The 21,593-nt window shown below is 70.6% G+C and carries 19 protein-coding genes; 12 read left to right on the top strand and 7 right to left on the bottom strand.

From position 1 onward, the window contains the following. The first annotated feature begins 56 nt into the window (after window positions 1-56). From glpK to WMR31_RS13610, 6 genes are all read left to right on the top strand, one after another. Window positions 57-1,574 (top strand): glycerol kinase GlpK, encoded by a 1,518-nt coding sequence (glpK, locus tag WMR31_RS13635; protein WP_340539398.1) that lies wholly within the window; start codon window positions 57-59, stop codon window positions 1,572-1,574. Between the two features lie 27 nt (window positions 1,575-1,601). Continuing rightward, window positions 1,602-3,320, top strand: coding sequence for a glycerol-3-phosphate dehydrogenase/oxidase (locus tag WMR31_RS13630; protein WP_340539397.1), 1,719 nt, complete (start codon window positions 1,602-1,604; stop codon window positions 3,318-3,320). A 151-nt stretch (window positions 3,321-3,471) separates the two neighbouring features. Beyond that, window positions 3,472-4,635: a dual-specificity RNA methyltransferase RlmN gene (rlmN, locus tag WMR31_RS13625; protein WP_340539396.1), complete on the top strand. Its 1,164-nt coding sequence runs from the start codon at window positions 3,472-3,474 to the stop codon at window positions 4,633-4,635. Beyond that, window positions 4,632-5,408 carry a GNAT family N-acetyltransferase gene (locus WMR31_RS13620; protein WP_340539395.1) on the top strand — a complete coding sequence of 259 codons (777 nt, stop codon included), beginning with the start codon at window positions 4,632-4,634 and terminating at the stop codon, window positions 5,406-5,408. The genes rlmN and WMR31_RS13620 overlap by 4 nt, the downstream gene beginning before the upstream one ends. A 10-nt stretch (window positions 5,409-5,418) precedes the next feature. Next, window positions 5,419-6,018 (top strand): LysE family translocator, encoded by a 600-nt coding sequence (locus WMR31_RS13615; RefSeq protein ID WP_340539394.1) that lies wholly within the window; start codon window positions 5,419-5,421, stop codon window positions 6,016-6,018. 86 nt (window positions 6,019-6,104) lie between these two features. Further along, on the top strand, window positions 6,105-7,247 hold the full coding sequence (locus WMR31_RS13610) for a glycosyltransferase family 4 protein (RefSeq protein WP_340539393.1): 1,143 nt from the start codon (window positions 6,105-6,107) through the stop codon (window positions 7,245-7,247). A gap of 10 nt (window positions 7,248-7,257) precedes the next feature. Here the strand turns inward: WMR31_RS13610 and WMR31_RS13605 are convergent, their stop codons facing one another. From WMR31_RS13605 to WMR31_RS13580, 6 genes are all read right to left on the bottom strand, one after another. Next, entirely contained in the window at window positions 7,258-8,343 is a 1,086-nt protein-coding gene (locus WMR31_RS13605; protein WP_340539392.1) for an LOG family protein, read from the bottom strand. Between the two features lie 25 nt (window positions 8,344-8,368). Further along, window positions 8,369-8,593 (bottom strand): helix-turn-helix domain-containing protein, encoded by a 225-nt coding sequence (locus tag WMR31_RS13600; RefSeq protein ID WP_340539391.1) that lies wholly within the window; start codon window positions 8,591-8,593, stop codon window positions 8,369-8,371. Next, entirely contained in the window at window positions 8,593-9,201 is a 609-nt protein-coding gene (locus WMR31_RS13595) for a DUF2975 domain-containing protein (RefSeq protein ID WP_340539390.1), read from the bottom strand. The genes WMR31_RS13600 and WMR31_RS13595 overlap by 1 nt, the downstream gene beginning before the upstream one ends. Before the next feature lie 72 nt (window positions 9,202-9,273). Further along, window positions 9,274-10,173 carry a serine protein kinase RIO gene (locus tag WMR31_RS13590; RefSeq protein ID WP_340539389.1) on the bottom strand — a complete coding sequence of 300 codons (900 nt, stop codon included), beginning with the start codon at window positions 10,171-10,173 and terminating at the stop codon, window positions 9,274-9,276. Window positions 10,174-10,426: 253 nt separating this feature from the next. Next, window positions 10,427-11,794: a rhodanese-like domain-containing protein gene (locus WMR31_RS13585; protein WP_340539388.1), complete on the bottom strand. Its 1,368-nt coding sequence runs from the start codon at window positions 11,792-11,794 to the stop codon at window positions 10,427-10,429. Between the two features lie 152 nt (window positions 11,795-11,946). Then, entirely contained in the window at window positions 11,947-12,414 is a 468-nt protein-coding gene (locus tag WMR31_RS13580; RefSeq protein ID WP_340539387.1) for an Lrp/AsnC family transcriptional regulator, read from the bottom strand. A 171-nt stretch (window positions 12,415-12,585) separates the two neighbouring features. Here WMR31_RS13580 and WMR31_RS13575 point away from each other — a divergent pair, with 171 nt between their 5' ends. The 5 genes from WMR31_RS13575 to WMR31_RS13555 are packed head-to-tail and all read left to right on the top strand — an operon-like array spanning window position 12,586 to window position 18,135. Continuing rightward, entirely contained in the window at window positions 12,586-13,821 is a 1,236-nt protein-coding gene (locus WMR31_RS13575; protein WP_340539386.1) for an ABC transporter substrate-binding protein, read from the top strand. Then, on the top strand, window positions 13,805-15,013 hold the full coding sequence (locus WMR31_RS13570) for an ABC transporter ATP-binding protein (protein ID WP_340539385.1): 1,209 nt from the start codon (window positions 13,805-13,807) through the stop codon (window positions 15,011-15,013). The genes WMR31_RS13575 and WMR31_RS13570 overlap by 17 nt, the downstream gene beginning before the upstream one ends. Further along, window positions 15,006-15,866 carry an ABC transporter permease gene (locus WMR31_RS13565; RefSeq protein ID WP_340539384.1) on the top strand — a complete coding sequence of 287 codons (861 nt, stop codon included), beginning with the start codon at window positions 15,006-15,008 and terminating at the stop codon, window positions 15,864-15,866. Before WMR31_RS13570 ends, WMR31_RS13565 begins: the two co-directional genes overlap by 8 nt. Beyond that, a complete protein-coding gene (locus tag WMR31_RS13560) occupies window positions 15,863-16,732 on the top strand; it encodes an ABC transporter permease (protein ID WP_340539383.1) in 870 nt (289 codons plus the stop codon). The genes WMR31_RS13565 and WMR31_RS13560 overlap by 4 nt, the downstream gene beginning before the upstream one ends. After that, window positions 16,729-18,135, top strand: a complete 1,407-nt coding sequence (locus tag WMR31_RS13555) for an NAD(P)/FAD-dependent oxidoreductase (protein WP_340539382.1) — start codon at window positions 16,729-16,731, stop codon at window positions 18,133-18,135. Before WMR31_RS13560 ends, WMR31_RS13555 begins: the two co-directional genes overlap by 4 nt. A 365-nt stretch (window positions 18,136-18,500) precedes the next feature. On the opposite strand, the gene WMR31_RS13550 is transcribed toward WMR31_RS13555, so the two are convergent. Next, a complete protein-coding gene (locus WMR31_RS13550; RefSeq protein WP_340539381.1) occupies window positions 18,501-19,865 on the bottom strand; it encodes an aspartate aminotransferase family protein in 1,365 nt (454 codons plus the stop codon). 94 nt (window positions 19,866-19,959) lie between these two features. On the opposite strand from WMR31_RS13550, the gene WMR31_RS13545 reads away from it, so the two are divergent. Next, window positions 19,960-21,585: an amidohydrolase gene (locus WMR31_RS13545; protein ID WP_340539380.1), complete on the top strand. Its 1,626-nt coding sequence runs from the start codon at window positions 19,960-19,962 to the stop codon at window positions 21,583-21,585. The last annotated feature ends 8 nt before the right edge of the window (window positions 21,586-21,593 follow it).

Here is a 21,593-nt window from a genome sequence, read left to right as displayed (position 1 = left end):
GCACTGATACCGACCCAGAGCGCGCCCGAGGGAGAGAGAAGAGGAGACAGATCTGCATGGCCGAGTTCGTCGGAGCCGTCGACCAGGGCACCACCAGCACCCGCTTCATGATCTTCGATCACGACGGGCGCGAGGTGGCTCGCCACCAGCTCGAGCACGAGCAGATCCTGCCCCGAGCGGGATGGGTGGAGCACGACCCCGTGGAGATCTGGGAGCGCACCAGCTCGGTGCTCCTCTCCGGGCTCGGGAAGGCCGACCTCGACGCCTCCGACCTGGTCGCGCTCGGCATCACCAACCAGCGCGAGACCACCGTGGTCTGGGATCGCACGACCGGGCGCCCGCTGCACAACGCGATCGTGTGGCAGGACACCCGCACCGACAAGATCGCCAGCCGCCTGGAACGCGAGGGTCACGGCGACCTGATCCGGCAGCGCGCCGGGCTCCCGCCGGCGACGTACTTCTCCGGCGGGAAGATCCGATGGATCCTGGAGAACGTCGACGGCGTCCGGGCGGCCGCCGAGCGAGGCGACGCCCTCTTCGGGACCACCGACTCCTGGCTGCTGTGGAACCTCACCGGCGGCACCGACGGCGGCGTCCACGTCACCGACCCCACCAACGCCAGCCGCACCATGCTCATGGACCTGGAGACCCTCGAGTGGGACGAGGAGCTGCTGGCCCTGTTCGACATCCCGCGCGAGATGCTGCCCGAGATCCGCTCCTCCAGCGAGCCCGACGCCTACGGCGTCACCCGCAAGAACGGGCCGTTGCGGGGGGAGGTGCCGCTCACCGGCATCCTCGGCGACCAGCAGGCAGCCACCGTGGGTCAGGTCTGCTTCGAGCCGGGGGAGGCCAAGAACACCTACGGCACCGGCAACTTCATGCTGCTCAACACCGGCACCGATCTGGTCCGGTCGGAGTCCGGACTGCTCACCACGGTCTGCTACCGCTTCGGCGACGACGCTCCGGTCTACGCACTCGAGGGGTCGATCGCGGTCACCGGATCGGCGGTCCAGTGGCTTCGCGACCAGCTCGGCATCATCAGCGGAGCCGCGCAGAGTGAGGCGCTGGCCCGGCAGGTCGACGACAACGGCGGGGTCTACTTCGTGCCGGCGTTCTCGGGCCTGTTCGCCCCGTACTGGCGTTCGGACGCGCGCGGCGCGATCGTCGGCCTCTCGCGCTACAACACCAACGCCCACCTGGCCCGCGCCACGCTGGAGGCGATCTGCTACCAGAGCCGCGACGTTGCCGAGGCGATGGCCAAGGACTCCGGGGTCGAGCTCGAGGTGCTCAAGGTCGACGGCGGCGTCACGCTCAACGAGCTCTGCATGCAGATCCAGGCCGATGTGCTCGGCGTCGACGTCGTGCGCCCGGTCGTCCCGGAGACCACTGCTCTCGGTGCGGCCTACGCGGCCGGGCTCGCGGTCGGCTTCTGGCGCGACACCGACGAGCTGCGCGCCAACTGGGCAGAGGACAAGCGGTGGAGTCCCGAGTGGGACGAGGAGCGCCGCGAGGAGGGCTACGCCCGCTGGCGCAAGGCGGTCGAGCGCACCTTCGACTGGGTCGACGTCGAGTGAGCCCCGCTCGCGAGAGAGCATGAGGTCATGAGACCCGTCGCCCTCTCGCCCGAGTACCGCGCCCAGGCCCTGGAGGACATGGCCGAGGAGCAGCTCGACGTCCTGGTCATCGGCGGCGGCGTCGTGGGCGCCGGGAGCGCGCTGGACGCCGCCACCCGCGGCCTGCGGGTCGGCCTGGTCGAGGCCCGCGACCTGGCGTCGGGCACCTCCAGCCGTTCGAGCAAGCTCGTCCACGGCGGTCTGCGCTACCTGGAGATGCTCGACTTCGGGCTGGTCGCCGAGGCCCTGGAGGAGCGTGGCCTGCTGCTGCAGAAGCTCGCGCCGCACCTGGTGCGCCCGGTGCGCTTCCTCTACCCGCTGCGACACCGTGGGTGGGAGCGGTTCTACGCCGGCTCCGGGGTGGCCCTCTACGACGTGATGGCGCGGGCCGCCGGCCGTACCGGCGTCCCGATGCACCGGCACCTCACCCGCCGCGGCGCCCGCAAGGTGGCGCCGTCGCTGCGCAAGGACGCCCTGGTCGGCGCCCTGAGCTACTACGACGCCCAGGTCGACGACGCCCGCCACACCATGTTCCTCGCTCGCACGGCCGCCGCGTACGGAGCGCGGGTGGCGACCCGCGCCCGCGTGGTGGAGCTGCTGCGTGAGGGCGAGCGGGTCACCGGTGCCGTGGTCCGCGACCTGGAGACCGACACGACGGTCACGATCCGGGCCCGGCAGATCGTCAACGCCACCGGGGTGTGGACCGACGAGACCCAGGACCTCGGCGGGCAGCGCGGCCTGTTCCACGTGCGAGCCAGCAAGGGCGTGCACCTGGTGGTGCCGCGCGACCGGATCCGCTCCGAGGCCGGGCTGATCCTGCGCACCGAGAAGTCGGTGCTGTTCGTGATCCCGTGGAACCAGCACTGGATCATCGGCACCACCGACACCGAGTGGACCCTCGACAAGTCCCACCCGGCGGCCAGCCGGGCCGACATCGACTACCTGCTCGAGCACGTCAACACCGTCTTGGAGACGCCGCTCACCCACGCCGACGTCCAGGGGGTCTACGCGGGCCTTCGTCCGCTGCTGGAGGGGGAGTCCGAGGCGACGTCCAAGCTCTCCCGTGAGCACGCCGTGGGGCACCCGGCGCCGGGGCTGGTGGTCGTCGCCGGCGGCAAGTACACGACCTACCGGGTGATGGCCGCCGACGCCGTCGACGAGGCGGTCTTCGGGCTCTCCTCGATGTTCGACCGCAAGGTCGGGCCGTCGGTCACCGACACGGTGCCGCTGCTGGGGGCCGAGGGCTACCCGGCGGTGGTGAACTCGCGGCACCTCCTCGCGGAGGCCTCGGGCCTGCACGAGGTGTGGATCGACCACCTTCTGGGCCGCTACGGCTCGCTCATCCAGGAGCTGCTCGACCTCGTCGCCGCCGACCCCTCGCTCGGCGAGCCGCTCGCGGGCGCCCCGGACTACCTGCGCGTCGAGGCGGTCTACGCCGCCAGTCACGAGGCCGCCCGCCACCTCGACGACGTCCTGACCCGCCGGACGCGGATCTCCATCGAGACCTTCGACCGCGGCGTCGGCGCAGCCGAGGAGGTCGCCGACCTGATCGGCCCGGTGCTGGGCTGGAGCCCCGAGCAGCGCGAGCTGGAGATCGACCACTACCTCAAGCGCGTGGAGGCGGAGCTGGAGAGCCAGCAGATGCCCGACGACGCCACCGCCGACGCCGCCCGCCTGGGTGCCGCCGACGTCGTCCCGCTGTCGTGAAGCCCGGCCGGGGGAGGGGATAGTCCCTGGCGTTCCGGTTGCCAGGACGCGCCGCAAGCAACCCGATCGCCAGGGACTATCCCTCTTGTCAGGCAACTCCGACGCCGAGGGTTGGGCTGGGAGTCGGGCGGATGGGAGAATGGGGCACCTGATGGCCGAGAACACCCCCACCCCCGAAGCCGCCGCCGAGGCACCCGCAGGCGCGACCTCGCTGCCGCTGGTCTTCGACGAGCCCCGCGGACGCCGTAAGCCGCCGCGGCACCTCGCCGATCTCGCCGCCCCCGAGCGCAAGGCGCTGCTGGAGGAGCACGGGCTGCCGGGCTTCCGCGCCAAGCAGCTCTCCACGCACTACTTCTCCCGCCTGGTCGACGACCCCGAGCAGATGACCGACCTCCCGGCCGCGCAGCGCGGCGAGCTGGTGAGCGCGCTGCTGCCGGACCTGATGACCCCGATCCGGGTCTCCGAGGCCGACAAGGGAACCACCCGCAAGACCCTGTGGAGGCTCTTCGACGGCGCCCTGGTCGAGTCGGTGCTGATGCGCTACCCGGACCGCACGACGATGTGCGTCTCCAGCCAGGCCGGCTGCGGCATGGCCTGCCCGTTCTGCGCCACCGGTCAGGGCGGTCTCCAACGCAACATGTCGACCGCCGAGATCGTCGAGCAGGTCGTCGCCGGCGCGCGGACGCTGGCTCGCGGCGAGGTGCCCGGCGGCCCCGGCCGCGTCTCCAACGTCGTGTTCATGGGCATGGGCGAGCCGCTGGCCAACTACAAGGCCGTGGTCGGTGCGGTCCGCCGGCTCACCGACCCCACGCCCGACGGGCTCGGCATGTCGGCGCGGGGCATCACTGTCTCCACGGTCGGGCTGGTTCCCCGGATCCTCCAGCTCGCCGACGAGGGGATCCCGGTCACCCTCGCGCTCAGCCTGCACGCCCCCGACGACGAGCTGCGCAACGACCTGGTCCCGATCAACACCCGCTTCTCCGTCGACGAGACCGTCGACGCCGCCTGGCACTACGCCGAGAAGACCAAGCGTCGCGTCTCCATCGAGTACGCCATGATGGGCGGCATCAACGACCAGGCCTGGCGCGCCGACCTGCTCGCCGACGTCCTGCAGGCGCGCGGCGACTGGGGCTGGGTCCACGTCAACCTGATCCCGCTCAACGAGGTGCCCGGGTCGCGCTTCACCCGCTCCCACGACGCCGACATGGAGGAGTTCGTGCGCCGCCTGGAGGCCAAGGGCGTCCCGGTGACGGTGCGAGACACCCGCGGCAGCGAGATCGACGCCGCCTGCGGGCAGCTGGCCGCAGCGGAGTGAACGAGCGCGTCGCCGCCGCGTCCGCGGCCTGGCTCTGGTACCCCGACGACGCCGACGCCGTCCGCAGCGACGACGCCCTGCTCGTGGGCTGGCCCGACTACTTCCGGGCCCCGCCCAGCGTCCTGTGGGTCTCCGCCGACGCCGACGCCGACGCGGTCCTCGCATGGGCGCGCGAGCGGTGCGCGGCCTGGGGTGCGCGGACGCTGCTCGCCTGGGTCCCCCTGGCCGCCCCCGACGGGTGGGAGCGGGCGCTGACCGAGCACGGCGGCACCGCTCACGAGACCGTCGACGTCTTCGCGCTCGACCTGACCGCACCCGCCACCGACCTCGCGGCACCCGGCGACGTCGAGATCCGCTGGCAGGACGACGAGGAGACCACCCGCGCAGCGCTGGAGATCGGCGTGGCCGCGTTCGACGAGGGCAGCATCCCCCCGCCCGAGCGGGTCCGTGAGCTGGCCGCACAGGCCGCCGCCGACCACGCCGCGGGTCGTGCGAGTCAGGCGGTGGGCTACCTCGAGGGAGAACCGGCCGGCTCCGGCGGCGTGACCTTCGAGGACGGCGTCGCCCGGCTGTGGGGAGGCGGCGTGATCCCAGCGGCACGCGGCCGAGGCGTCTACCGTGCCGTCCTGGCAGCTCGCCTCGACCTGGCCCGGAGGCGTGGTGCGCAGCTCGCCCTGGTCAAGGGCCGGGTCGACACCTCGGGCCCGATCCTGCGCCGGGCCGGCTTCGGCGTGTACGGACAGGAGCGCTCCTACCTCGTCCCGGTGGGATAGCGTGCCGCGGGTGAGCCTGGCGTTCCTCCTCACCACCCTGGTCATCGTCGCCACTCCCGGCACCGGTGCGCTCTACACGATCGCCACCGGCCTGGGCCGCGGTGCCCGGGCGAGCATGCTCGCGGCGTTCGCGTGCACGCTCGGGATCGTGCCGCACCTGGTCGCCGCCATCACCGGCCTCGCCGCCGTCCTGCACGCCTCCGGCGTCGCGTTCGCGGTCATCAAGTGGCTCGGCGTCGCCTACCTCCTCTACATGGCGTGGGGCACCTGGCGCGACCGCGGCACGCTCACGGTCGAGGAGCAGCCGGCCGTGCCGGTGCGGCGGGTGCTGGCCAGCGGCATCACGCTGAACCTGCTCAACCCCAAGCTCACGCTGTTCTTCTTCGCCTTCCTGCCGCAGTTCGTCCCGTCCGGCTCGGTCCCGCAGATGCTGGCGCTCTCGGCGGTGTTCATGGCCGCGACCTTCGTCGTCTTCGCCGCCTACGGCGCCTTCGCCGCCGCGATGCGCGACCGCGTGCTGCGCCAGCCGAAGGTGATGGACTGGCTGCGACGCGTCTTCGCCGGCACCTTCGCCGCACTCGGCGCCAAGCTGGCCTTCGAGTCCCGCTGACCCACACCTGAGGTCTCGCCCGCCGTTCACGCGACGGTCACACCGATCTCGGCCGGCGTTGCCCGGCGCTCCCTAGCGTCCCGGACATGGCCGCAACGCTCCGCGTCATGATCGTCAGCGAGTCGTTCCTCCCGCAGGTCAACGGGGTCACCACCTCGGTGTGCCGGGTCCTCGATCACCTGGCTGCCGAGGGGCACCACGCCACGGTGGTCGCCCCGACCGGTCCCGAGACCTACGCCGGCTTCCCGGTGCACCACGCCCGCGGCGCGGCGCTGCCGTTCTACCGCGACTTCCGCCTCGGCCTGGAGACGCGACGACGCTTGCGCGCCGAGATGCTGCGCTTCGCCCCGGACGTCGTCCACATCGCCTCGCCGGCGACCCTCGGCTATCAGGCGGCCCGCGCCGCGAGCGAGCTCGGCATCCCGGCGCTGGCGATCTTCCAGACCGACCTGATCGGATTCGCCGAGCGATACGGCGTCCCGGGCGCCGCCCGGCTGGCCGCCGGTCTGACCCGCCGCATCCACACCAGCGTCGACCGGACCCTCGCGCCGTCGTCGTCCAGCCTCGCGCTCCTGGGCGGACTCGGGGTCACCGCGACCGCCTTGTGGCCTCGCGGCGTCGACCTGGAGCGCTACCACCCCTCGAAGCGGGACGACGCGCTCCGCCGGCGGCTGCTGGGCGCGGGCGCCCACGAGGACCGGCTGCTGGTCGGCTACGTCGGTCGCCTCGCCCCCGAGAAGGAGCTCGAGCTCCTCACGATCCTCGCCGACGACCCTCGTTACGCACTGGTCGTCGTCGGCGGTGGCCCCGAGGAGCAGCGGCTGCGCTCGCTGCTCCCCGGGGCGCGTTTCCTCGGCGTCCTGCACGGCGAGGACCTGGCCGCGGCCTACGCGAGCCTCGACGTCTTCGTGCACACCGGACGCCACGAGACCTACTGCCAGTCCGCTCAGGAGGCTCTGGCCTCCGGGGTGCCGGTGGTGGCGCCACGCGCGGGCGGTCCCATCGACGTCGTCGCCGACGGCGAGGCCGGCTTCCTCTATCGGCCAGGGGACGCCGCCGACCTGGCCGGCTACGTCGATCTGCTCGCCGGCAACCCGCTGCTCCGTCGCCGGATGGCGCTCGCGGCACGGCGATCGGTGCGCGGGCGCGACTGGGCCTCGGTCAACGACTCGCTGATGGGGCACTACCTCGAGCTCGCCCGGCACGGTCTGGCGCGCCCGGCCGCCTGACGCGGAGCGGTCAGCCCGCGGCCACGAACAGCGCCGCGGCCTCCTCGACCGAGTCGACGAGGTGCACCTGGTCCTCCATGGCGCGATCGTGGGCGAGGGACCGGAGCAGGGGCCACGCCGGGAGAGTCTTCGTCCAGTACTCCCGGCCGACCAGCACCATCGGCGCGACCGACGTCTCGTCGGCGTAGTAGTTCTCGCAGGCGTCCTGGAAGACCTCCTGCACGGTGCCGGCGGCACCGGGAAGGAACACGATGCCCGAGCGGCAGACCTCCAGCAGGACGGCCTCACGGGTCGGGTTGTCGACGTACTTGGCCACGGCCGTCGCGAAGAGGTTCGGCGGCTCGTGCCCGTAGTGCCAGGTGGGCACCCCGAGGTTGTCGCGAGCCGGAAGCCCGGCCACCGCCTCGCGCGCGGTGCGCACCCATTCGTCGATAGACGGCCGGAACGACGGCACCGTGGCCAGCACGTCGAGCGCGCGGTCGAGGACCTCCTCGCCCTGGCCGGCAAGACGGCCACCGAGATTGGCAGCCTCCATCGCCCCCGGGCCGCCGCCGGTCGCGACGGTGTACTCGCTCCCGAGCAGCCAGCCGAGCCGGGCCGCACCGGCGTAGGCGGCGTCGCCGCGCTGGACGGCGTGCCCGCCCATCACGCCGACCAGGCGCCGATCGCGCACCCACGCGTCGAGGGCCTCGCTGACCGCGTGGTCGTGCAGAGCAGCGGCCAGGGCGTCGTCACGGCTCGGCACCCGCTGCGCCCAGGCGTAGGCGCGGGCGTCGAGGCTGCGCAGGTAGGGCGTCTGGTCGTACAGCTCGTCGGCCGTGTAGAGCCCCGGGCGGTACACGTCGAGCGGGGTGGTGCCGACCACCGGCAGCACGAGCGCGCCCATGGTGCTTAGCGCATCGTCGTCGCCGGGGGCGAAGGTGCAGCCGAGGAAGGCCGCACCCGCCACCCGGCACTCCAGCAGCCGGCCGCCGCGCTCGGTGAGGTCGAGCCGGTGCACCCGCCACGAGGCCAGGCGGCGGGCGCCGGCGTCCAGGCGCCGGTCGAGCTCGGTGAGGGTCTCGATGTGGACGACGCGGCCGTGAGTCTGCTTCACGGCCGCGAACCTACCGGCTCACGCCTCACAGTTCCTCGACCGAGAAGAGGTCGCCGGGTTGGCACTCGAGTACCTCGCACAGAGCGGTGAGCGTCGAGAAGCGGATCGCCTTGGCCCGTTGGTTCTTCAAGACGCTGAGGTTCACGTTCGTGACGCCGATCCGCTCGGCGAGCGCGGTGACCGTGAGTCCCCGCTCGGCGAGGATCCGGTCGAGGTGGCACACCACGCGGTGCGGCTCCTCGACAGGCATCAGACCAGGCCCTCGACGTCGTCTTGCAGCACCGCGCCGCGGGCGAACGCCTCGGCCAGAGCGGTCAGCAGCACACAGAACGCGAGCGGGACCAAGGGGATCGAGAAGGTGAGTCCGACCGTCGAGACCGAGTCGAGCAGGGCTGCGCCGGCGATGACCGAGTCGGCGACGGCCTCGGCGAAGGTGATCGCGAGCGTGGCGACGAACACGGTGATCGCGATGACTCGCAGCGACCGGACGGTCTGACGCGTGAAGGGCTGCCCGGCCTCGGTCGCCCGGAGGAGTCGCAGCAGCAGCCAGCCGACCACGGCGACGGCGACGGCGAGGAGAGCCCCCGGTAGCAACGAGGCGATCCAGGGGCCCGCATCGGCCTGCGGCAGCGTGACGCGCAGCCCGTCGGTGCCGCTGAGCGTGACGCCGGACTGGGCCTCGACGCCACGCGGTACGGGTGCGTCGTGCGCGACGGTCAGGTCCCAGTGGAGCGGCTCGTCACGCAGCCACTGGATCAGCGGCGCGATCACCGCAGTCGCTGCGGTCACCAGGACCGCGCCGCCGACCAGGACCTTGGTGGCCAGGTAGTCCCATCGGTTGAAGCTCAGCACGCTCATCGACGTCCCCTTTTCCTCTCCTCGGATTGTCGAAGAACGATAACATCGAATGTCGATAAGTCCAGGGTCGGCTCAGAACGCGTGGGCCATCAGCTCCCCGAAGAGCTCGTGCTCGTCGGCGGTCGGCAGCCCCTTGCCGCGGAACCACGCACAGATGTTGGCGCAGTCGCGCATGAGGAAGTCCATGCCGTTCAGGTTGCCGACGAGGTCGACGATCTGCGGGAGATCGATGATCACGAGGCGTTCGCCCGCGGCCAGGATGTTGTAGGCAGACAGGTCACCGTGGACGACGCCGGCCTGGACCATCGTGGCCAGGGCGTCGCGCAGCTGGTCGAAGTAGGAGGCCAGCAGGTCGGCGTCCGGACGGGTCTGCGCCAAGCGAGGTGCGCTGTCGCCGTCGACGGTGATCCACTCCATCAGGATCTCGGTGCCGTCGATCTGCACTGGGTAGGGCACGGGGAGGCCGAGGGACCAGAACCGCTTGAGCGCGTCCCACTCCGAGACCGCCCACTCGCCGGCGGCGACCTGGCGGCCGAAGGTCGACTTGCGCTTGATCGCGCGCTCGTCGCGCGAGCGCTTCATCGAACGGCCCTCGGTGTAGGACGCCGAGCGGTGGAAGCTGCGGTGGTCGGGGGTGCGGTAGCGCTTGGCGGCCATCACCACGCCGCCCTCGGGGTCGAGGGGATCGGCGCGCTCGAGGAGGAAGACGTCGGCCTCCTTGCCGGTCTTGAGGATGCCCAGCTCGGTGTCGATCGCGCCCTGCGAGGTCACGACCCAGTCCGGACGCGGCTCCGGTCCCCGCGAGAGCGGCTCGACGCTGAGCCAGGTCGACCAGCGCTGGTGGGAGTCGTCGACGTCGTCGTAGGTGGTCCAGTCGAAGGCGAAGGCCGGATCGACGTCGTCGGGGATTCCGGCGGGGGTGCCGGGTGCGAGGTGGTGCGAGGAGTCAGGAGTGAAGTCCTGCGAAGTCATCGGTAGCGGTGCTCGTTTCGAGAGATGAGGGGCGGTCTGCGGACAGGCCGAGGACAGTCATGGACATGTCACGCTCCTCTCGACGGGCACCGGGCCGATCCCGATGGCTGTTGGATCGCCCACATGCTGCGGCACCACCCACCCGCGCCGCAACTCCTTAAATCGACGCTGACCCGTCAGCCATAGCGGACGGGTCAGCGTGAAATGTGCGCTGACCCGTCAGCTATAGCGGACGGGTCAGCGGGGGTGGGGGTCAGGCGGCTGTGGAGAACGTCTCGATGCGCAGGTCGCCGACGCGGTCCCAGGCGTCGTCGAGGTGGACGACGTCGCGGCCGGCGCGGTGCAGGAGGCTGGCGGCGATGCCGGCGCGATAGCCCGAGCGGCAGTGGACCCACAGCTCGCCCGGCGGCAGCCGGCGCACGCTGGCCTCCACGTCCTGGATCGGGATGTGGAGGGCACCGGCCAGGTGGCCCGCGCGCCACTCGTCGAGCTGGCGGACGTCGATGACCACCGGCGGGCGTCCGGTCGCTGAGCCGATCCGCGCGGCATCGCGGAAGGCCGCCCAGTCCGCACGCCGGTAGCGCGCGGTGAGGGGCGCGTCGGCGTCGACGACGTGTGCGTCCACGCGGTCGATGCCGATGTCGGCGAGCTGCCGCAGCGCCGGGTCGAGGACGTCGGCGGAGTCGGTGAGCAGCACGATGTCGTCGCCCCACGGCACCAGCCAGCCGACGTAGGTGGCGAACTGGTGGCTGTACTCCACGCTGACCGTGCCGGCCACGTGTCCGGCGGCGAAGTCGTCGCGCGAGCGGAGGTCGATGACCCACGCGCCGCCGAGGATCGCATCGCTCACCTCGTCGGCGGTGACCGGGCGCGCCGGGGGAGGGGTGACGGCGCCCCGACCGGCGCGGTTGAGCGGATCCATGTGCTGGTAGTACGACGGGATCGGGCCGAGGCCGGCGAGCAGGTCGTTCACGAAGGTCTCCTTGTCCTGGAGCAGTGCGGGATTGCGCAGGAGCTGAGCGCCGATCGTCGCGACGCCGTCGGCGGCGTCCGGATCGACGCTCGCGCTCGAGCAGAAGCTGCCGAATCCGTGGGTCGGAAGCAGCACGGTCGACGGCGACAGGGCGCCCAGGCGCCGGGCGCTCTCCCATTGCGATCCGGCGAGCATCCCGGCCAGCCGGTGGTCGACGAGGTCGGTACGACCGACGGTGTCGACGAGCAGGCTGCCGCCGCTGAGGAGCGCGGGTGCCTCGGCGCCGATCCGCGCGAGGAAGGACTGGTGATGCCGGGTATGGCCCGGCGTCGAGAGCACCTCGAGGTCGATGGAGCCGTAGCTGAGACGGTCCCGGTCGTGCACACCGACCCGCTCGAAGTCGACGCTCTCGTCCGCGGAGAGCAGGTAGTCGGCTCCGTGCCGACGAGCCAGCCCGAGCGCCCCTGAGACGTAGTCGTTGTGGATGTGGGTGTCGGCCACCGCGACGATCTCCAGCTCGGCGGCCTCGGCGGCGGCCTCGACGGCGGTCAGGTCGCGCGGCGCGTCGACGACGATCGCCACCCGGCCGTCGTGCACGAGATGACACCGGTTGCCCAGTGCGGGGACGTCGATGGTGAGGACCGGCATGGGGGCTCCCGGGGGGTGAGTAGGCGCGTCGAGGACTAAAGTAGAGTGAATTACTCTAGTTATATCCGACGACGGCGTCCCACCCAAGCCGGCACGCCCGATGACCCGGCCACCTCCTGCCGGCCGTGCGTGAGCTCAGCCTGGATCCGAACTCAGCGCACGCCCCACGAGTAGGACTGCTTCTCCAGGCGCAGGTACATGAACGTCTCGGTGCTCGCCACCCCGGGGATGGTGCGGATCTTCGCCGAGATCAGCTCCAGCAGCCGGTCGTCGCTCTCGCACACGATCTCGGCGAGCAGGTCGTAGCGACCGGCGGTGATGACGACGTAGTCGACCTCGTCGAGGTCGGCGAGTGCGTCGGCTACCGGCTCCATCGGCCCGCTGGTGGTGATGCCGATCATGGCCTGCCGGGCGAACCCGAGCTGCATGGGGTCGGTGACCGCCACGATCTGCATCGTGCCGCTGTCGACCAGCCGCTGGACCCGCTGCCGCACGGCCGCCTCGGACAGGCCCACGACCTTGCCGATCGCGGCGTAGGAGCGCCGCCCGTCCTGCTGGAGCTGCTCGATGATCGCCTTGGAGACGTCGTCGAGCGCCGGGTTCGAGGGGGAGCGGGTCATGACCGCAAGGTACCGACGTATGGGCTGGGAAGCACCCCCAAAGGGGCCGAAAACTACGAATTCCGTTGTTGATGCCGATTCGATCGAAGGAATCCCTTGTCGTGGGGCACGTCACATGACACGATCCGGCAGGACCCACAGGTGTGGGCCCAGGCCAGACGAGGGGGTCGGATGCCGCCAGAGCCGTCAGGAGAGACCGCCGGCACGCCAGCCGCTGGGCACAGTGGGCACAGTGGGCGGGGTGCGCTCACCCGACGCCGGCTGCTGCAGGCCGGGGGCGGTCTGGCTGCCCTGGGCATCGGCGGTGCGGCGCTCAAGCTGCCCTTCTTCGGCACCGCGGGGGCGACCCAGGACCCCGCCACCTGCAAGGCCGCCGACGTGTCCAGCAGCGACAAGCGACTGCTGATCTCGAACTGGCCGGCCTACATCGACCCCGTGCGCAAGAAGACCTCCACCGTTTCGGTGTTCGAGGAGCGCACCGGCATCGACGTCACCTACACCGACGACGTCAACGACAACGCGGAGTACTACGCGAAGGTCCGCAACCAGCTGGCGGACTGCCAGCCGATCAACACCGACATGTTCATGCTCACCGACTGGATGGCCGCGCGGATGATCTCGCTGGGGTGGATCCAGCCGCTGGACAAGGCGGCGGTTCCGAACCTGCACAAGAACCTCATCAAGCCGCTGCGCGGCGTCCAGTGGGATCCGGACCTGACCTACCACGCACCCTGGCAGTCGGGACTGACCGGACTGGCCTACAACTCCTCGCTGACCGGCGAGGTCCGCTCGTTCGAGGAGCTGCTCACTAGGTCCGACCTCAAGGGCCGGGTCACCCTGCTCAGCGAGATGCGGGACACCATGGCGTTCATGCTGCGGGTCGACGGCGCCGATCCCGACAACTTCACCCAGGACCAGTGGGACAACGCCATCGACCATCTGCGCAAGGTCGTCGACAGCGGACAGATCCGCTCCTTCACCGGCAACGACTACCTCAGCGACCTGGCTGCAGGGAACACCCTGGCCTGCGAGGCATGGTCCGGCGACGTCATCGCCGTCGCTGCCGACAACCCCGACATCAAGTTCGTCGCCCCGGAGGAGGGGCTGTCGCTGTGGAGCGACAACATGCTCATCCCGAACAAGGCGACCCACCAGGCCAACGCCGAGGAGTGGATCAACTACTACTACGAGCCCGAAGTGGCCGCCAAGCTCGCCGCCTGGGTCTGGTACATCTGCCCGGTCGAGGGGGCTCGCCAGGCCATGGAGAAGGTCGACCCCTCGTTGGTCGACGACCCGTTGATCTTCCCCGACGAAGCGATGCTCAAGGACACCTTCGACTTCATGCCGCTCGATGACCGGCAGACCATCGACTACGAGAGGGACTGGGCCAATGTCACAGGCGGCTGAGAAGGATCCGGCCACGCCGGCACTCGCCAAGGACGGCGCAGGCGGCGTCAGGTCCCGTGCGAACGGCGAGTTCGACGGACTGCGCCTCAGTGGGCTCACCAAGTCGTTCGCGACGTTCACCGCCGTCGACGACCTCGACCTCGACGTGCCGCGCGGCTCCTTCTTCGCGCTGCTGGGACCCTCCGGCTGCGGCAAGACCACGACCCTGCGGATGGTCGCCGGTCTCGAGACGCCCACCTCCGGCTCGATCGTGCTTGCGGGCAAGGACATCACCCGCAGCAAGCCCTACCAGCGCCCGGTCAACACCGTCTTCCAGAGCTATGCGCTGTTCCCGCACCTGGACATCTTCGAGAACGTGGCCTTCGGGCTACGCCGCCGCAAGCAGAAGAACGTCGACGCCCAGGTCAAGGAGATGCTCGACCTGGTAGAGCTCGGCAGCCAGGCGCGCAAGAAGCCCGCCCAGCTCTCCGGCGGCCAGCAGCAGCGGGTCGCTCTCGCCCGAGCGCTCATCAACAAGCCCGAGGTGCTGCTGCTCGACGAGCCGCTCGGGGCGCTCGACCTCAAGCTGCGCCGCAACATGCAGATCGAGCTCAAGCGGATCCAGACCGAGGTCGGCCTCACCTTCATCCACGTCACCCACGACCAGGAGGAGGCCATGACGATGGCCGACACGGTGGCGGTGATGAACAAGGGCATCATCGAGCAGATGGGCGCGCCCGCCGAGCTCTACGAGAATCCGCAGAGCACCTTCGTCGCCAACTTCCTCGGCCAGTCGAACCTGGTCGAGGGCCGCATCACCGGCCGCTCGGGCGACGTCGTGAACCTCGACATGCACGGTGTCCCCGTGTCGGTACCCGCCGACCGCGCCCACACCGACAGCGAACGCGGGTGGATCGGCATCCGGCCGGAGAAGGTGCTGATCGGCGCTCCCGGCGAGGAGCTCGACGCGCCCGGCAACACCGTGCCCGGCGGGGTCGTCACCGACGTCAGCTTCGTCGGAGTGAGCACCCAGTACCTGGTGAAGATGCCCTGGGGCCAGGAGCTCCAGGTGTTCCAGCAGAACACCGGTCGCGCCCAGATGTTCCGGGTGGGTGACGACGTCGAGCTGTCGTGGCGCCCCGAGTACGCCTTCCTGCTCGACCCGAGTCAGGACGCCCACGCCGGTGCCGAGCAGGTCGGCGCCGATGGCTGAGATGGTGCGCAAGCGGGGACGCACCGGCTACCTGCTCATCCTGCCGGCCGCGCTGTGGCTGCTGGTCTTCTTCGCCTTCCCGTTCTACTCCCTGATCGCGACCAGCCTCTACGACCCCGCAGGCTCCGACTTCCGCGGCTACGACATGACGTACGCCTTCGGCAACTACGTCGACGTGGTCCAGGAGTACTGGAAGCCGCTGGTGCGATCGCTGGCCTACGGCGGGATCGCGACCCTGCTGTGCCTGATCCTGGGCTACGTGCTCGCCTACGCGATCGCCTTCAAGTCCGGCAAGTGGAAGACCCTCATGCTCGTCTTGGTGATCGCCCCCTTCCTCACCAGCTTCCTGGTGCGCACCCTGTCGTGGAAGCTGCTGCTCGCCGACGACGGCTTCATCGTGAACACCCTGCAGTTCCTGCACATCCTCGGCAGCGACGGCCGGCTGCTCGCCACCCCGTTCGCGGTGATCGCCGGCCTCACCTACAACTTCCTGCCCTTCATGGTGCTGCCGCTGTTCGCCAGCCTCGACAAGATCGACTACCGGCTGATCGAGGCCTCCAACGACCTGTACGGCAACCCGATCGTGTCGTTCTTCAAGGTCACGTGGCCGCTGTCGCTGCCCGGCGTGGTGTCCGGCACGCTGCTGACGTTCATCCCGGCGGTCGGCGACTACATCAACGCCGAGCTGCTCGGCAACACCAACACCCGGATGATCGGCAACGTCATCCAGAGCCTGTTCACCGACGCCAACGACTACCCGGCCGCCGGTGCGCTCTCGGTGATCCTGATGCTGCTGATCTTGGTGATGGTCCTGGTCTACGTCCGCCGCGCCGGGACGGAGGAGCTGCTGTGAGCGCCTCGACCGCCACGCCCGCGACCAGCCCGCGGCGCCGTCCGACGAAGCTGCCGCGGCGCAGCCCGCTGGCGTGGCTGCGCGAGAACCTGGTCCTGATCCTCGGTCTGCTGGTGCTCGCCTACACGTTCGTGCCGATCGCGGTCGTGGTGCTGATGAGCTTCAACAAGCCGCTGAGCGAGCAGTCGAAGCTCTACAAGTTCAACGGCTTCACCCTCGACAACTGGCTCAACCCGTGCAAGGACCCCAGCATGTGCGAGGCGCTGGGCCGCAGCGTCCAGATCGGCCTGCTCGCCACGCTGGTCGCCACCCTGCTCGGCACCCTGGCCGCCTTCGCGCTGGTGCGCCACCAGTTCTGGGGACGCTCCACGAGCAACCTGCTGATCTTCCTGCCCATGGCCGCCCCCGAGATCGTGCTGGGCTCCTCGCTCCTGGCGATGTTCGTGGCTGCCGGTCTCGCCGGTCAGCTCGGCTTCTGGACGATCCTCATCGCCCACATCATGTTCTGCCTGTCGTTCGTGGTGGTCACGGTGCGTGCCCGCCTGGCCGGCATGGACGACGCCTTGGAGCAGGCCGCCTCCGATCTGTACGCGACGCCGTCGCAGACCTTCTGGAAGGTCACCTTCCCGCTGGTCTTCCCCGGCATCCTCGGTGCGGCGATGCTGAGCTTCTCGCTCTCCTTCGACGACTTCATCATCACCAACCTGAACTCCGGCAACACCACGACGTTCCCCATGTACGTATGGGGTGTGAGCCGCCGCACGGTGCCGATGCAGATCAACGTCGTCGGTACGGTGATGATCGTGATCTCTCTCGCCATCGTCCTGATCGGGCAGTCCCGTGCTCGGCGCCGCGCCGTCCGGTGAGCGCCGCTCACGCAGCGTCCCGCGCGCTGGCCGACGCCTCGCCGTCGGTGTACTGGCTCGAGGATCCGATGCGCCCCGATCAGCTGCCGGCTCTACGAGGTGACGTCGACGCCGACCTGCTCGTCATCGGCGGCGGCTACAGCGGTCTGTGGACGGCACTGCGCGCGCTCGAACGAGAGCCCGGACGTCGTGTGGTGGTGCTGGAGGCCGGCCGCTGCGGAAACGAGGCCAGCGGGCGCAACGGCGGGTTCGCCTCGTCGTCGCTGACCCACGGCTTCGGCAACGGACTCGAGCGCTGGCCCGACGAGCTCCCCGAGCTCGACCGGCTGGGCGCTGAGAATCTGCGCGGCATCGCCGACACCATCGCCCGTTACGACATCGACTGCAACTGGGAGGAGACCGGCGAGCTGTCGGTGGCCACCGCGCCGCACCAGGTGCGCGAGCTGACCGAGTTCGGCGCGCTGATGCGCGAGGCCGGTCACGACGTCGAGCTGCTCGACCGCGACGAGGTCAGAGCCAAGGTGAACAGCCCGACCTATCTCGCCGGACTTCTCGACTCGACCGGTACGGCACTGGTCGAGCCGGCCCGGCTCGCGTGGGGGTTGCGGCACGCCTGCACCGACCTCGGCGCCTCGGTCTACGAGGGCACCCAGGTGCTCTCGATCCACGACGAGCCCGACGGCGTCCGCGCGCGGACCGCGCACGGCAGCGTGCGCGCGCGGCAGGTCGCGCTCGCCACGAACGCGTTCCGTCCGCTGCTGCGGCGGCTGCGGCTGATGGTGGTCCCGGTCTACGACCACGTGCTGATGACCGAGCCGCTCTCGCCCGAGCAGCGTGCGGCGATCGGCTGGGAGGGGTGCGAGGGGCTCGCCGACACCGCCAACCAGTTCCACTACTACCGCCAGACCCGCGACCATCGGATCCTGTGGGGCGGCTACGACGCCGTCTACCACTTCGGCTCGCACATCGCCCGCTCGCTGGAGCAGTCCGAGCGCACCCATAACCTGCTTGCCGAGCAGTTCTTCGAGACCTTCCCTCAGCTCGAGGGCCTGCGCTTCAGCAACCGGTGGGGCGGCGTCATCGACACCAGCACCCGCTTCACCGCCTTCTACGGCACCGCCCTGCACGGCCGCCTCGGCTACGCCCTGGGCTACACCGGACTCGGCGTGGGTGCGACCCGCTTCGGCGCCGACGTCGTCCTGGACCTGCTGGCCGGCGAGCCCACCGAGCGCACCGAGCTGGAGATGGTCCGCCGCAAGCCCCTGCCCTTCCCCCCGGAGCCCGCCCGCGCGATCGGCATCAACCTCACCCGCTGGGCGATGGCCCGGGCCGACCGCAACGAGGGCCGCCGCAACCTGTGGCTCCGCGCACTCGACAAGGCCGGGCTGGGCTTCGACAGCTGAGCTGGTGGTCGGCCTCGCGCGTGGGGCTGCGGGCCGGCGGGGGCGGGATTTCCCCGGTCGACCGGGGAAGTCTGAACTTGGGGGCCGATATCCCGGTCGACAAGTTCAGGTTTGGGCCGCCCAGTGGGACGCGTGGTGAGGGTGAGTCGGATTGCTTGTCGGCGTGGGTTGGTGCACCGTTCGTCGCCGGGATTTCCCCGGTCGACCGGGGAAATCTGAACTTGACGGCCGATACCCCGGCCGACAAGTTCAGGTTTCGGCCGCCCAGTCGACGCGGTGGCTCGTCGGGAGGAAAAGGAGACGACGCCGAGCCGGCTCGAAAGCCGACTCGGCGTCGTTGACCAGGATCTGCCCCCGTACCCCCCTCAGATCATCTGGCCGGCCTTCTCCAAGACGGTGCGCAGGATCTGCTCCATCTCGTCGAAGTGGGTCTGGTCGCAGATCAGCGGGGGAGCGAGCTGGACGACCGGGTCGCCGCGGTCGTCGGCGCGGCAGTAGAGGCCCTCGGCGTAGAGCTGCTTGGACACGAAGCCGAAGAGCAGGCGCTCGCACTCCTCCTCGGTGAAGGTCTCCTTGGTGGCCTTGTCCTTCACCAGCTCGATGCCGTAGAAGTAGCCGTCGCCGCGGACGTCGCCGACGATCGGCAGGTCCTTGAGCTTCTCCAGTGTGGCGCGGAAGGCGCCCTCGTTGTCGCGGACGTTCTCCAGCACCTTCTCCTCCTCGAACAGCTGGAGGTTGCGTAGGCCGACCGCCGTGGAGACGGGGTGGCCGCCGAAGGTGTAGCCGTGGGCGAACATCGCGTCGGGGTCGAGGAAGGGCTCCATCAGCTTGTCGCTGGCGATCATCGCGCCGAGCGGGGCGTAGCCGGAGGTGATGCCCTTGGCGCAGGTGATGATGTCGGGCTGGTAGCCGTAGCGCTCGGCGCCGAAGAGGTGGCCGAGCCGGCCGAAGGCGCAGATGACCTCGTCGGAGACCATCAGGACGTCGTACTCGTCGCAGATCTCGCGGACCCGCTGGAAGTAGCCGGGGGGCGGCGGGAAGCACCCGCCGGCGTTCTGCACCGGCTCGAGGAACACCGCGGCCACGGTGTCGGGACCCTCGTTCTCGATGGCGACGGCGATCTGGTCGGCCGCCCATCGGCCGAAGGCCTCCGGGTCGTCGCCGTGGATCGGGGCGCGGTAGATGTTGGTGTTCGGCACTCGGAACGTCGAGGGCACCAGCGGCTCGAACTGCTGCTTGAGGGCGGGCAGCCCGGTGATCGACAGGGCGCCCTGCGTGGTGCCGTGGTAGGCGATGGTGCGGCTCATCACCTTGTGCTTCATCGGCTTGCCGACGAGCTTGAAGTAGTTCTTGGCCAGCTTCCACGCGGTCTCGACGGCTTCGCCGCCGCCGCTGGTGAAGAACACCCGGTTCAGGTCGCCCGGTGCCGCGTCGGCGACCTTCGCGGCCAGCTCGATGGCCGAGGGGTGCGCGTAGGACCACAGCGGCATGAACGCCAGCTCCTTGGCCTGCGCGGCGGCCGCCTCGGCGAGCTCGGTGCGTCCGTGGCCGAGCTGGGAGACGAACAGGCCCGCGAGCGCGTCGAGATAGCGCTTGCCGGAGCTGTCGTAGATGTAGGCGCCCTCGCCGCGGGTGATCACCGGAACGTCGTTGTCGGCGTAGGTGCCCATCCGGGTGAAGTGCATCCAGAGGTTGTTCTTCGCTGCGTGCTGGAGTTCTGCGGCGTCCATGTGTCCATCCTGAGGGTCGGATCCGAGTTTCGCAAGTGAATCCGTCGCGTGGAGACCTGGATGGTGCGGAATCAGTCGTGCCAGACTGTCTGGCGTGACGACGATCTTCCGCAACGCTGCCCTGTTCGACGGCCACCGCCACCGCGGCCCCGGCCACGACGTCCTGGTGAGCGGTGGGCGGGTCGTCGCGGTCGGGCGGGAGCTCGAGGCTCCCGAGGGCGCCGAGGTCGTCGACGCCGGCGGCGGCCTGGTGTCGCCGGGCTTCATCGACGCCCACGTGCATCCCGTGCAGGGCGGTCTGGAGCGGATGCGCTGCGACCTCTCCGAGCTCGACACGGCCGAGGAGTACCTCGCCGCAGTGGCCGCCTACGCGGCCGCGCATCCCGACGCCGAGTGGATCCTCGGCGGCGGCTGGGCGATGCCGGCCTTCCCCGGCGGAACTCCCACCGCGGCCGCGCTCGACGCCGTGGTCCCCGACCGTCCGGTCTTCCTCCCGAACCGCGACCACCACGGCGCATGGGTCAACTCCCGCGCCCTGGAGATCGCCGGAATCGATCAGCACACCGCGGACCCGGCCGACGGCCGGATCGAGCGGGACGCCGACGGCGTCCCGACCGGCACGCTGCACGAGGGCGCCACCGCGCTGGTCAGCCGGCACCTGCCGCCCACCACCGACGACGACTACGCCGCCGCGCTCATGACCGGGCAGGCCTACCTGCACTCCCTCGGCGTCACCGGATGGCAGGACGCGATCGTCGGTGCCTACTCCGGCATGGACGACACCGCCTCCACCTACACCGCGGCGGCCCGCAGCGGCGCGCTGCGCTCCGACGTGGTCGGAGCGCTGTGGTGGGACCGCGCGCGTGGGGTCGAGCAGGTCGCCGACCTCGTCGCACGGCGTGAGGAGATGAGTCTTGGCCGGTTCCGGGCGACGACGGTGAAGATCATGCAGGACGGCGTCGCCGAGAACGGCACGGCGGCGCTCGGCTCCCCCTACCTCGACCGGTGCGGTCACAGCACCGGCAACAGCGGGCACTCCTTCCTCGCCGCGGACGCACTGGGCGAGGCCGTCCGCGCGCTGGACCTCGCCGGATTCCAGGTGCACGTCCACGCGATCGGCGATCGCGGGGTCCGCGAGGCGCTCGACGCCTTCGCCGGCACCGACCCTGCTCGGCGTGGCGCGCGCCGCCACCACATCGCGCACCTCCAGCTCGTCCACCCCGACGACGTCGCGCGCTTCGCCGAGCTCGGCGTGAGTGCCAACCTCCAAGCCCTGTGGGCCTGCCTGGATGAACAGATGGTCGAGCTCACGCTGCCCTTCCTGGGCGAGGAGCGCGCCCGGTGGCAGTACCCGTTCGGTGACCTCCACCGCGCCGGAGCCCACCTGGCCGCCGGATCCGACTGGCCGGTGAGCAGCCCGGACCCGCTTCAGGCGATCCATGTCGCGGTCAACCGGTGGGCCTACGGCGAGAGCGGTCCGGCCGGCTCGGAGGCCTTCCTGCCCGAGCAGGCCCTGGCCCTCGAGACCGCCTTCGCCGCCTACACCTCCGGCAGTGCCTGGATCAACCACCGCGACAGGCTCGACGGCGCCGGCCGGATCGAGCCGGGCGCGGTGGCCGACCTGGTCGTGCTGGACGCCGATCCCTTCGCCGGCGAGCCGAGCGAGATCGGCTCGGCCGGGGTGGCCAGCACCTGGATCGCCGGCGAACGCGTCAGCTGAACCTCGGC

The sequence above is a fragment of the Nocardioides epinepheli genome (assembly GCF_037936805.1).
Classification (GTDB): domain Bacteria; phylum Actinomycetota; class Actinomycetes; order Propionibacteriales; family Nocardioidaceae; genus Nocardioides.
The sequence above is the reverse complement of the archived record's forward strand: the minus strand, read 5'-3'. Positions and strand labels throughout refer to the sequence as shown.

Coding starts and splice junctions, on each gene's coding strand:
- glpK (WP_340539398.1), top strand. CDS start 57: ATGGCCGAGTTCGTCGGAGCCGTCGACCAGGGCACCACCAGCACCCGC.
- WMR31_RS13630 (WP_340539397.1), top strand. CDS start 1,602: ATGAGACCCGTCGCCCTCTCGCCCGAGTACCGCGCCCAGGCCCTGGAG.
- rlmN (WP_340539396.1), top strand. CDS start 3,472: ATGGCCGAGAACACCCCCACCCCCGAAGCCGCCGCCGAGGCACCCGCA.
- WMR31_RS13610 (WP_340539393.1), top strand. CDS start 6,105: ATGGCCGCAACGCTCCGCGTCATGATCGTCAGCGAGTCGTTCCTCCCG.
- WMR31_RS13600 (WP_340539391.1), bottom strand. CDS start 8,593: ATGCCTGTCGAGGAGCCGCACCGCGTGGTGTGCCACCTCGACCGGATC.
- WMR31_RS13595 (WP_340539390.1), bottom strand. CDS start 9,201: ATGAGCGTGCTGAGCTTCAACCGATGGGACTACCTGGCCACCAAGGTC.
- WMR31_RS13590 (WP_340539389.1), bottom strand. CDS start 10,173: ATGACTTCGCAGGACTTCACTCCTGACTCCTCGCACCACCTCGCACCC.
- WMR31_RS13585 (WP_340539388.1), bottom strand. CDS start 11,794: ATGCCGGTCCTCACCATCGACGTCCCCGCACTGGGCAACCGGTGTCAT.
- WMR31_RS13580 (WP_340539387.1), bottom strand. CDS start 12,414: ATGACCCGCTCCCCCTCGAACCCGGCGCTCGACGACGTCTCCAAGGCG.
- WMR31_RS13575 (WP_340539386.1), top strand. CDS start 12,586: ATGCCGCCAGAGCCGTCAGGAGAGACCGCCGGCACGCCAGCCGCTGGG.
- WMR31_RS13570 (WP_340539385.1), top strand. CDS start 13,805: ATGTCACAGGCGGCTGAGAAGGATCCGGCCACGCCGGCACTCGCCAAG.
- WMR31_RS13565 (WP_340539384.1), top strand. CDS start 15,006: ATGGCTGAGATGGTGCGCAAGCGGGGACGCACCGGCTACCTGCTCATC.
- WMR31_RS13550 (WP_340539381.1), bottom strand. CDS start 19,865: ATGGACGCCGCAGAACTCCAGCACGCAGCGAAGAACAACCTCTGGATG.